General features: G+C 64.7%; 11 protein-coding genes. 1 reads left to right on the forward strand and 10 read right to left on the reverse strand.

Annotation, left to right across the window (positions count from 1 at the left end; genetic code table 11):
• Positions 1–2: 2 nt before the first annotated feature.
• The 3 genes from KEG57_RS29050 to KEG57_RS29060 are packed head-to-tail and all read right to left on the reverse strand — an operon-like array spanning position 3 to position 2,454.
• Positions 3–950: a Mu-like prophage major head subunit gpT family protein gene (locus KEG57_RS29050; protein WP_272459034.1), complete on the reverse strand. Its 948-nt coding sequence runs from the start codon at positions 948–950 to the stop codon at positions 3–5.
• 18 nt (positions 951–968) lie between these two features.
• Positions 969–1,382 (reverse strand): hypothetical protein, encoded by a 414-nt coding sequence (locus KEG57_RS29055; protein WP_272459035.1) that lies wholly within the window; start codon positions 1,380–1,382, stop codon positions 969–971.
• A gap of 16 nt (positions 1,383–1,398) precedes the next feature.
• Positions 1,399–2,454 carry a phage protease gene (locus KEG57_RS29060; RefSeq protein WP_272459036.1) on the reverse strand — a complete coding sequence of 352 codons (1,056 nt, stop codon included), beginning with the start codon at positions 2,452–2,454 and terminating at the stop codon, positions 1,399–1,401.
• 264 nt (positions 2,455–2,718) lie between these two features.
• Here KEG57_RS29060 and KEG57_RS29065 point away from each other — a divergent pair, with 264 nt between their 5' ends.
• Positions 2,719–3,834: a hypothetical protein gene (locus KEG57_RS29065; protein WP_272459037.1), complete on the forward strand. Its 1,116-nt coding sequence runs from the start codon at positions 2,719–2,721 to the stop codon at positions 3,832–3,834.
• A gap of 18 nt (positions 3,835–3,852) precedes the next feature.
• Here the strand turns inward: KEG57_RS29065 and KEG57_RS29070 are convergent, their stop codons facing one another.
• The 7 genes from KEG57_RS29070 to KEG57_RS29100 form a co-directional block, all read right to left on the reverse strand.
• Positions 3,853–5,220, reverse strand: a complete 1,368-nt coding sequence (locus tag KEG57_RS29070) for a phage portal protein family protein (protein WP_272459038.1) — start codon at positions 5,218–5,220, stop codon at positions 3,853–3,855.
• Positions 5,217–6,533, reverse strand: a complete 1,317-nt coding sequence (locus KEG57_RS29075; RefSeq protein ID WP_272459039.1) for a terminase large subunit domain-containing protein — start codon at positions 6,531–6,533, stop codon at positions 5,217–5,219. Before KEG57_RS29075 ends, KEG57_RS29070 begins: the two co-directional genes overlap by 4 nt.
• A gap of 76 nt (positions 6,534–6,609) precedes the next feature.
• The gene (locus KEG57_RS29080) at positions 6,610–7,152 is read right to left on the reverse strand and encodes a hypothetical protein (protein WP_272459040.1); all 543 of its coding nucleotides are present in this window, start codon (positions 7,150–7,152) and stop codon (positions 6,610–6,612) included.
• A gap of 2 nt (positions 7,153–7,154) precedes the next feature.
• Positions 7,155–7,502: a hypothetical protein gene (locus KEG57_RS29085; protein WP_272459041.1), complete on the reverse strand. Its 348-nt coding sequence runs from the start codon at positions 7,500–7,502 to the stop codon at positions 7,155–7,157.
• A complete protein-coding gene (locus KEG57_RS29090; RefSeq protein ID WP_272459042.1) occupies positions 7,499–7,783 on the reverse strand; it encodes an HNH endonuclease signature motif containing protein in 285 nt (94 codons plus the stop codon). Before KEG57_RS29090 ends, KEG57_RS29085 begins: the two co-directional genes overlap by 4 nt.
• A gap of 82 nt (positions 7,784–7,865) precedes the next feature.
• Positions 7,866–8,651, reverse strand: coding sequence for a S1 family peptidase (locus tag KEG57_RS29095; protein ID WP_272459043.1), 786 nt, complete (start codon positions 8,649–8,651; stop codon positions 7,866–7,868).
• 368 nt (positions 8,652–9,019) lie between these two features.
• Entirely contained in the window at positions 9,020–9,925 is a 906-nt protein-coding gene (locus tag KEG57_RS29100) for a hypothetical protein (protein WP_272459044.1), read from the reverse strand.
• Positions 9,926–11,253 lie beyond the last annotated feature (1,328 nt).

Genomic DNA, 11,253 nt, shown 5'->3' on the forward strand with positions numbered 1-11,253 from the left:
CCCTACGGGCGACATTTCGCGATGCTTTGCCAGACGGCCGGTGCAGCGTTGCCCCGGCAGTCGACCCCCGCGAGGTATTGGTTATTGACGAACGCGTACTCGCTCCCGTTCATGAGCGCCTGAAACCGCGGCTTCTGCCGTTCCTGCCAGATGATCGGCCGCATCAACTGATTTTTCAGCATGGCGAGGAACCAGACCCCGGGGGAATCGCTCAGCTCATCGATCACGAGCACCTCGGCGGTCCCCTGATTGATGTTGTCCTCCTGCGCCCCGCCGCGGGCGATCGTCTCGGCTTCGACGATGCGCTTCGCCGCGCCTTCCTTCTGCGGGCTCACGATCAGGGTATCCGGCTTGATCCCGATCCGCCGGCCGTTCACGTCGACGAGCGAACGCATGTTCGCGCGGACGAGCTCGTAATTCTCAGGCGTGAGAGCCATCCCCGAGGGGTAATAATTCGCCTGGACGGGTGAATCCGGATCATCTTGATCGACCGGATGCACCTCGGAAAAGACAGGCTGGCCATCGTATACGACGAGCGAGACCGGTCCGACGAGGGGATCGAGGAAGCTCGTTTGCTCGCCGTAAAGGAGGATCGGCGCGATGCAGTCGTCGGGATGCTTCGCGGCTTGCTGCCCGAGCAGGCTCGCATAGTCGCCATACATCCCGTATTTGTCATCCTCGATCTTCTCCCGCTCAACGCCGAGGGTCTTCTCGAAGGGCTTGTTTTTGATCGTGAAGCTTCGCGAGCGTAGGTTCTCGACCACGCGCGGCCCGACCCAATGCCGGAGGCCCGGGATCGCGGTCAGCCAGGAATAGGTCTCCTCCTCGCCCGTGCTCGGGAGCGTGCGAGCGACCTTCGAGCCCCAGGGCTCCGCCATGCCCATCCCGCTCTTGAAGAGGACTTGGAAGCCCTTGAACATCGCCCGAAGGCTCGAACTCGTGATGATCATCGAACGCCCTTCCTCGCGTCACCGCGGCCCGATGGAGACCGCGACGCGGCCCCCGTCGAGCCCCATCATCTTTCCGGCCACCGAGCGTTTCCCGCCGCCGCTCGTCTTCGCGACGCGGCCCCCGTTCACGAAAAACACGTCCTTCAGAAAATCGGCCATGGTGACCGCATCGGCCCCGTTCGAATTCTGGAGCAGGAACGTCCCTGGCTCGCAGTTGATCCGCTCGGCGCCGTCCTGGCCCGCGCTGTTGTCCTTCGTCTCGCAGGCCCGACCGACGGGCCGCAGATCCGCCGCCTCCGTCGCCTCGAGCGCGTAGCCCGAGGCATCCACGCAGACGATATTGCCTTCCTCAATCACCGCGCCGGCCTTCATGCCGGGCGCGAGCCTCTCGACGCAGACGCCGATCCCGTATCGCTTCACGTCGCGAACCATGGCTCAGCACCCTCCTTCAATCGTCGCCCTCGTCCATCGCGGCGGGATCGATCCGCAGCGTTTTCGCCACCTGAAGATCGAACTCCCCATTCCGACGGGTGCGTGCCGCGAGCGTCGCCTGCTGATACCGCGTCGCCGGTGGCGAGGGCTTCGCCGCGGGTTTCTTCGGGGGAGCGTCCTTCGGCGGATTCTCTTTCGGCTTCTCCCGCTCGCCTTCCTCGCCCGTGCTCCCGACGAGCTCCCGCAGCGCGTCGAGGTCCTTCCGGCCGAGCTTGAGGAACGCCTCGCGGCCCGCCTCGGGAATGAGCTTCGTCGCCACGCCCCGGTCCACAAGCCCCCGGATCTCGTCCTCCACGGACGCCGCGCGCGCTGCTTGGAGCTCCACGGCCGCCGCCGCGAGCGCCTCGCGCGTCGTCGCCTTCCCGGTCAGCATGCGGATTTGTGCGAGAGCCTCCGCCGCGTGACTGTCCTTGAGCGCGTCGTCCCCCTCGTCACCGCCGTCCTCGGCCATGTGATCGTCAAACGCCTTGATCACGTCGTCCTCGGTCGCCGCGTCGGGATCGAGCCCGAGCGCCGAGGCGATATGCGCGAGCGCGCCTTCCAGCATGCCTTCTGCTCCCTGCGAAGCCGCCATCAGCGGCGGAAGCCCGTGCGAAGCGGGCAAATTCGTCAGCGCGACGTTGATCAGCCGCGTGATCCGGTTGCTATCGAGCTCGTAATCGACCGCGGGCGAGATGTAGCGGTACTTCCGCGCCCGGACCTTCTCCGCGGCCTCCTCGGTCCAGCGGACATCGACCGCCCAAAGCGCGCCCTCGCGGACCTCGGGCCGGAACCACGCCGCCGCCTCGCCCGCGCCCTTCGAGAAGCCGTAAAGGGACGCGTGATCGTAGTCGAAGAAAAGCTCGGCGCCGTGCGCCTCGAAGTCGGCGAGGACGCGGCGGGCGGCTTCCTCATCGAAGAGAAGGAGGCCCTTGTACGACTTGTTTACGCCCGCGCGGAAGAGGAGGACCTCACCGGGGGGGTCACCGGAGAGATCGACAAGGCGGAGGGTGGCGCGGGACGTGCGGGGCATGGGGGAAATGGTGAGGGGACCTCACCCCCTCTTGAAAAGGGCCAAAGGTGACCGTTTTGTGACCTGCGATCACGCTTCGCTGACGAGCCGAGATGGGCCACAGCCAGCGAGCAACGCGTTCCCCAGTGGGCGCCAAAACGCCAGGCGCCAGCCTGAATCGTGATCTTGATCACGATGGCTAGGGTTTCAAAGCACTCGATCCCACTTACCTTCCCGCGCGGTAGTGTGCTACCGATCACGGCAGGCTGGCGAGGGAGCGTTTCGATGCAGCTAGAGGATGTTGTCGAGGTCTTGAAGTACCTGATCGAGGGCCTCAACAAAACCGATCTTGTAAGTGCGTATACACAATTGGGCGCATTGCTTCAACAGGCGTCACAGATTGCGCCCAGTGCTCGCCAGCAAGTGGTCCCCTTGAATAACCAAGTGGTCCAATTGCGCGAAAACTTGGTGCGCGTGCAAAATAGCCTTGAGCCACCGGAGGACTGGGGGCCGGCACGGCGACGGGTTTTTGTGCAAGTGGAGGCGCAGGGGTTAGTGGGTAGAGACGCGGCTGCCGCGCTCGACAAGGTTTTGCAGCAACAGACGCTCGACCCCGCCACTGCTGCTCAGGGAGTGCAGCAAATTGCAGCCCAGATAGGCCAATTGAAGCAGCGTTGCGCAATTGCCTTGGCCGCGATAGGCAACCACGTTGTTCGCTCCCCAAAGGACGACCCCAGCAGAGCTAACGTAACCATAACCTTCCGTCGAGAGGCTTCGATTAATACCCTACAGGACCTGTACCGACAAGCGCGCACCTGGGACCATATAGCTGCTGTGTTTTGCGAGTTGACGCGTGCCCCGATTGAGTCGCCGCAATTGAGGGATGTAAACAGCGGGTCATTGATTGTGGATATCGGTGTGCTTATAGGCGCTACCGCTGGTATTGCTACGATCGTTGAGAAAATATTCGCCGTGCGCGAAAAGTCGCTGCAAATGCGAAAGCTGGCTTTGGAGATCAGGAAGTTTGAGCGCGTGGATGTCAGTCATGCAAACGCAGTCGAAGAGGCCGCCGATAAGGAGCTCGGTACTGCGATTGCAGGGATGGCTGAAAAATTGTTGGACGAAAACGGCTGGCTTCGTGGGTCTACCGAGCGGAATGAGTTAGAGAACCGAGTCGCTCAGTGTCTCCGGGACATTCAGCAGTTCACGCATGATGGGGGCCGGATCAGATTTCGATTCCCTCCCCCGCCCGTCGATGCAGACGCGCAAAGGCAGGCACTCGCTAAAAATGTGGCCGAATCGCAGCGCAACATAGAACAGACGATGATGCGCGTTGACAACCTATTCGGAGAGCTTGAGCGGCTGCGACAACTCCCGCCCAAGAATGATACAGCACCGTAGCCTCATGTTGCCCTCGGGTTAAGGATCGGTTGGGTCGCGCGCCAGTGGCACCCCAAACCCCCGCGCCAACTCCTCCAGCTCGACCTTCCCCGCCATCTTCCCCCCCTCGAGCACCGTCACCGCCTCCGCGAACCGCCCGAGCACCTCAGCCCGGAGCCTCGCCGCCTCCGCCTCCGCGGCCGCCTCCGCCTTCCTCGCCTCCGCGACCGCGCGCCGCGCCTCCGCCTCCGCCTTCGCCACGTCGGCCCGCCGCCGCGCCTCGAGCACCTCGGCCTCGGCTTGCGCCTCGCGCTCCTCGGGCGTCCTCGTGTCCCACTTCGGCCAGGGCGCGAGCCGCTCGTCTCCGAAGTTGAAGAGCGCCCACGGGCGCAGCACCTCGAAGTGCCCCGTCGTCGCGAGGCCTTCGGTGTCCGCCCGCTTCCCCTCGTGACGAACCGCGTTGTGCACCTTCCCGAGCGCGTGCGAGCCGATCGGCGCAGGCTCCATGGTGAGGGTCTGCCGGAGGATTGCCATCGCGGCCGCGCTGTCGCAGTACCGGATCCCGCGCTCGAAGACCTCGACCGCGCTCGCGCCGTCCGCCTGGACGAGCTCGTAGCCCCAGCCCGCCGCCGCCTTACCCTCGCTGTCGATGTCCACCGGGAGCATGATCACCGGTGACTTGCCCGCATTCACGAGCGCGTCCTGGTACGCGTCCCGTTCTCGCGCCGTCTCGTCACTCTCATCGAGCGCCGCGGGGTACTTCCCGACCCGCGTGGGATGCCCGTAGACCTCGGAGTAATGGGCCCAATCCGTGAACATCTGTTGTTTCGCGAGGTAGTACATCGCGACCCGCCGGACAGCGCCGTTCATCCAGGGGGTTTGGCTCCCCGAGGCGAAAACGGCCCACTTGTACGGATCCAAGGCGATGCCGATCTGCGCCGTCGGAGTCCCGACCTTGTAGGTGATCTCGTGCCCATCGAACCACAAATCGCGCGGATGCCAGACCTCGAGCAGCGGCAGCCATTGCCCCCGCTCCTCGGTCCAATTCAGTTGCACGACCGCGACGCCGAGCATGATCAGCCACTTGAGGACGTCACGGAGCACAGGCTCGGGACAGAAGCGCCACCAGACCTCGGCCGCCTTGCGTTGCGCGAGCCCCGCCGCCGCCGTGTCGCCCGTCTCGGTGGAGACCTCGAAGGAGAGCGGCAGCGCGAGCAGACCGTCGATTCGTTGTTGCAGAGCGCCATCGAGCCGCTCGTCCGTCAAGAGCGCTTCGGCGAGGTCCGCCGACTCGCGGAAATCCCCCGCTTCATGCCGTTCGAGCGCCTGCCGGACGCGATCGTTATCCCAGCCCATCAACGGCGCGAAAATGTGCTGGGCGTATCGAACGCGAGGGGCGCGATTCATCGGGTGTACCTCGTCAGCTTCACCGGCCGCTTGTTCGCCGCGGAGAACGAGCCCGCGATCCGCCCCGCGGGCGAGGAAAGCAGATCGTGCGCGGCCGCGCCGGCGTCGACCTGGTCGTCCTCGTCGTCATCCTGCCCCGTGAACCGGAGATGCTCCGCCAGGAAGACGTTGACCCACGAATCTGGGCCCACGTCCTCGGGGAGGAGCACGCGGCCATCGTTCCAGGATGCGGCGTAGGGTTGCGCGCGCGTGAACTTGTCCGCCTTCACGCGGCGCGCCTCGACCACGAAGCCCCGATCCGACATGAAGGGCACGATCATCTTTTCGAACACCGTGACGTAGCCCATCGCCTTGCATCCCCCGTGCACCCGTTGCAGCCGCGCCCCGTCCGCCGCGAACTCGGGAGCGAGGACCTGCTTCCGCAGGCAGTCGAGGACGTAGTACACGCGCCGCCCCCGCTCGGGTTCATGCGACCGCATGACCACCGCGGACGAGTAATCCGCATGCTTCCGCGCGGTATACGCGAAATCGACGCCGATCCCGTCGCGATACTCCCGCACCTCCCCGAGGGCCTCGGGCGTGTAGAGGGCCGGCTCCGTGTTGAACACGGCCCCGCCCCGCGGCCGCGGAACGCCCTGATAAAGCGAGGCCCACGTGTACTCCCCGACCTCGCGCCGCCGTTGTTGCAGCTCCTCGGCGGGCCAGCGTTCGGGCCAGAGCGCGCGCCCGTCGTCGGAGAGCGCCGGGAGGCGGAGGTATTGCCAGCCCTGGGAGATCAGCCGCCCGGAGAGGTCCTCGGGATGCCACCGCGTGGCAAGGACGATCGCGCTCCCGCCCGGCTCGACGCGGTTGATCGTCGAGCCCTGCCAGAGGTCCCAGATCCGCGCGCGGTAGGTCGGGCTTTCAGCCTGGATCCGGTTCTTGAAAGGGTCGTCCACGAAGAGGACCCGGAACCCCTTGCCCGTCAGCGAGCCATTCAGCGCAGTAAACACCGCCCGCCCACCCTCGCGCGTGCGCCACTCGCCGACGCCTTTCGCCCCGGCATCGAGCACGACGCCCGCCGCTCGGGCAATGCCTCGCGCGTCGCGGCTCTTGCTGTTGGCCAGCTCGATCCCGTACGTGGCGTACGCAATCGCGAGGTCCGGATCCTTCCGCAGATACCACGCAATCGCATGGAGCACAGTGTCCGTCTTCCCGTGCCGGGGAGGAGCGTGGACCACCGCGCGGACAGGCTCGCGGCGCGCGCGCTCGAGCAGCTCGACCAGGGGGGCGAGATGATCGGGCCGCGAATACCCCGGCGTTATCGCCGGCACGAACTCCGCCAGACCATCGGATGGCGACGCAGCGACCCGCGCCCGCTGTGCCATCATCCAGACGCCGGCCCGTGTATCAGGTAGCGCCCCCTTTGGGCCCATCGTCTTTGCCTCCCGCTTCGGCCTCGAGCTCGCCGAGGAGCTGCCGCAGCGCCTCGATTTGCGCCGGCCGTTCCGTCTGCCCCGTCGCCCACCAGATTTCCAGCTCGCGGCATGGCGCGCGGTCCTTCCAGTTGCTTTTGACCGCGGCATCCCACGCGGGCCGGAGCGCGCGCGGAAGGCCGGGCGGACGCTCGCCATCGAGCTTTACCTGCGCCTCGATCTGCGCGTGCTTTCGGCCCCAGCGCTCGGGATACCGCGCCCGGAGCAAATCGAGCGCGAGGCGAGGATCCTCCTCCGCGCCCTGCGTCGCGATGAGCGCGAGCCGCGCCTCCCCCTTCGCCTCCGCGGCCCGGAGCTTCGTGTCGAATTCGGGATCCTGATTCCGCCAGGCCCGGAGCGTGCGGGGGGAGATGCCCACGAGCTTGCAGACGGTCGGGCGATGCAGTTGACCGAGCCGGAGCGCATCGAGGATCTGTTTCTCGACCTCCGGTGTACGCAGCGAGGGGCGACCGGACATGGCTACTCCAGGAGCGCGCGGAAATCGTCGAATTCGTCCCGAGGTCTCGGCCCGCCGCTCCCGCCGCCCTCGAAGCGCCCGGGTTCGGGCGCCGTGGCCGTGCGCGAGGAGAGGCGACCTTCGCGAATGGCGATGGCATCGAGGAGCCGATGCACATCGCGGAGGATCACGCTCGTTTCGGGGAAGACGATCCGCCGCTCCCGCTCGATGCGCACGGCCTCCTTGAGCCGGCGTTTCTCGACGCGGAGGAGCCAGCGGAGGGTCTTGACGTCGGCATCGAGCCGAGGCGGATCCGGGTTCGGGACCGGGCGTCCTTCGGCGGAGGCGCGCTCGGCCTCCTCGGGGGTCAACGGTTGAGCGCGATCCCGCGGCCTTTCGCGGCTTTCGTCCATGAGGGCCTCCGGATGAGCGGGTGCATGAGCATGTGGCAGTCGTTGCAGATCACGATCAGGTTGGCCGGATCGAAGACCAGCTCGGAGGCGATGCCGGAGACGGAGCAGGGGATGATGTGATGAACGTGGCGGGCAGGGACGCCGCAGCACTCACAGAGGCGGCCGCGAGCCTGGAGTACTTCGCGGACGACGCGGCGGTAGCGGGCTTGGGGGGTCTCGGGGCGGGGGGTGGGGGGCATGCCTCTTCCCTCTTGGGAGGGAATGGGCCGGATGTGGTGCGTTTGCGGTCCCTTGCTGAATGCGTGGCAACCAGTCTGCTGGTCAGGTCGCGCCTTCAATTCCAGGCGGTTGTGGGTCAGACTCTTTTCTTTGCGCCTCCTCCATTGATCTTAGCTGTGATATTGTTTGTTGTAAGTGTGACACGTCGGTCACGATGGAGAGTCCAGGGAGCGCTTGGCCTACCGTTCGATTGTATTGGTAGGCGGTAACGGTACCAATGATGCGCACAAGGTCATTGGCAACCAAGAAGGTTGGGCCCCCGCTTACGCCATTTATTGCTACGCCATCAATGAGATATGTCTTCTTCTTTCCGTCGAACGCGCTTACGCGGCCTGAAAAGAAGCACATTGTATCTTCGGCGATGCCTGGATAGCCCAGCCAGCCCACCTCGTTCCCGATTCGTAGCCAGTTTCCCTCGGGTACGAGGTCGAGCGGCTTCTCCGGCAGTCGTAGCGACTTGTTGACGAACAAGATCGCTGCCGCATCCTGGTCTTCAGCGATTGTTATTGCCCGCTGGTCGTGGTGAAGCAGTTCGGATGTGCCGGAGTACTGATGATAAATTCGGATCGGCTCCTGCCAGTCATGAGCATGATCGATTACATGTGCCGCTGTCGCGATGCCAACGAGTTCCGTTGTGCCCATTCGAGTGAGCAAAAACCCGCTTCCCCATCCTTGAGGTGTGGCGATTTTTACGACGTGGGGAGTGACGCGCTCTACAGCATTCTGCCAATCATGGAGTCCCACTGATAACATTGTAACGTCTCCCAGTTCGACTTGGTGTGCATTGGTGAGCGTGCACGCTGCTTTCGCCATATCAGGCAACGCCATCGGAGTCAACCTGAGTTTGGGTGCCTACCTATCACATGGTGGGTATCCGCGCGAAGCTTGGCCGGATCGAAGACCAGCTCGGAGGCGATGCCGGAGACGGAGCAGGGGATGATGTGATGAACGTGGCGGGCAGGGACGCCGCAGCACTCACAGAAGCGGCCGCGAGCGCCGAGGACTTCGCGCACGACGCGGCGCTAGCGGGCTTGAGGGGACTCGGGGCGGGGGGTGGGGGCATGCCTCTTCCCTTTTGGGAGGGAATGTGCCGGTTGTGGGCCGTTGTCGGTCTAATGCCGCCGACGGAACGCTGGATGGCTCCGCTCGACTGTCGACTATTCGCCGCATCCCAGCTCGTTAAGCAATTGCTAATGCTACTTGACCCTGGCTTTGCGTTTTGTTGGTCTTCGGTCGGGGAGTAGGGTTTCTATAACCGAACGAATTTCCCCTTCATCGAAGCCGCCGATGGGTTTCGGTTTTGATCGCTCCAGAAGATTAAAAATGGACCGAATCTGCTCAGATGTAAAGTTGTTGCGGATCGTGCAGTGACGCGCATCGACCTTCCCATCGTCGACGCAATGGAGAATCGAGAGTCTGCCGTCTGCATGCTCGCGGTCCAGCAAGACGGCGTAGTCACCAACAGCCCCGACTCCGGCGAAATAAAACACCTCGCCATCCTTCCAGGGAAATCTTTCTTTCCCAATCTTCTCCAGAGCCTCGTTGCCCCTATAGGCAAGGACGTTTCCGTAAATTATCGGGGCTTCTCCGGGGGGCACGTGGTGAACGCAGTTTGTGATCGTCAGGCGGGCCAGGTCGCGACCATGTTTGGCCTCTTTCTCCTCCACGAGTTCGAATTTGTGTATCCCTCTGTTTCTGGGCTCAAATACAATGTCGTTGAAAAGCGAAAAGCTGATGCCGAGGAGCGATTCGGAATCTAAGGCCTCTAGTTTTTGTGCAATTCCGGCAAAGGGCGAGATGGTGAAATTGAGCATAAGCTTTGATAGGTACCAGTCCACCAGGCACTCCACAGCCCCCTTTGAGTATACCGCAGCATTGTAGTATTTGCGGTTCTTCGCATTTGGATCCGAAGAGCTAGCAGCCTCCTTTAACTCCTCACCAGCCCAGTTTAGAAAAAAATCTGGTCCTTGTCCGGGCGCAGACAGTGGTGCACACAGCTTCCTCTGTAAGTCGAGTGTTGCAATGGCGTCGATTACATCCTGCGGCTCGATGACACTTTCCGATGCAATGTCGACATTGGAAGCAAACAGTTTTACGGTCATGGCCGGCGCCCTCGGTATGGTATCGGAGTCTTTGCTTTGTAGGCTAGCCTTCTAACGTCACGTCTGTCAAGCTTCTGTTTGCCGTTTCGCTGCTAAGGAAACGGCTTTTCTAGCGCCTAAGCTTTCACCCACGAGACTTCGGTTATGCCCCAACGCTCGCTCTGCTTCGGCCATGCGCTTCTCAAGGTTCCGCACTCTTGCGTGCAAGACCTCGATTTGGTCGGCACCCACAAAGGGTAAAGGACAAGCTTGCCGCAGGCCATCAAGGCTCACAAGGGTCCCGCCTCGACCCTTCCGAGCGGTGCACAGCTTCACCCCGAACTCCCACTCCATCGCCCGCAACCGCCGCAGTATTCGGCGCCGCCACCCGCTCCCCTCGGGCCGCATGCCGAGCACGAGCGCCGCCTCCGCCAGCCCAACCACCGCTCCGCGTCCCGCCACCCCTCGCTTCCGCGCGCGCGGAGTGGCCTCCGCCTCGCCGTCGTCCCCGGCCTCGCCAGACGAACCCCACACCGCAGCCTCGACCGACGCGCCCCAGTTCGACCGCAACCCGCTCACAACGCACCTCGCCCAGGTTGAAGGAAGCCGACCAGCTCCGCGCCCTTTCTGCCGCGCCCCACGCGCAACCCAGCAGAACCACGCGGGAAAATAAAATGCCGCCCGCGGTCCAGGCCCGCGCGCCTCGGGGAAGATTTCGCGCCGAGGCCCGGCCCTTCGGCGAGGGCCCGATCGACCCCTTGCGGCTCGCCGAGCTCGGCCCCCTTGAGCAGCCCGACCGGCCCGGGCCGCCCCGTGGCCCTCGTCCTCGGCGGGATCGCCCGGCCCGGTCCTCGCCGAGCGTCGCAACGTGCGGCTCGGCCGAACCCACCGGGGCAGATCGCGCCGAGCTCGCGGCCGTCGCCGAGCAGCCCGCGCGAGCGCCGCGCCGCCGCCTTCATTCCTGCCACTTCGACCCCCCCGGATGCGGGTGCGGCAGAAATACGCTGTCGAGCGCGGTCCAGGCCCGCGCGCCTCGGGGAAGATTTCGCGCCGAGGCCCGGCCCTTCGGCGAGGGCCCGATCGACCCCTTGCGGCTCGCCGAGCTCGGCCCCCTTGAGCAGCCCGACCGGCCCGGGCCGCCCCGTGGCCCTCGTCCTCGGCGGGATCGCCCGGCCCGGTCCTCGCCGAGCGTCGCAACGTGCGGCTCGGCCGAACCCACCGGGGCAGATCGCGCCGAGCTCGCGGCCGTCGCCGAGCAGCCCGCGCGAGCGCCGCGCCGCCGCCTTCATTCCTGCCACTTCGACCCCCCCGGATGCGGGTGCGGCAGAAATACGCTGTCGAGCGCGGTC

The organism is Polyangium jinanense (genome assembly GCF_028435365.1).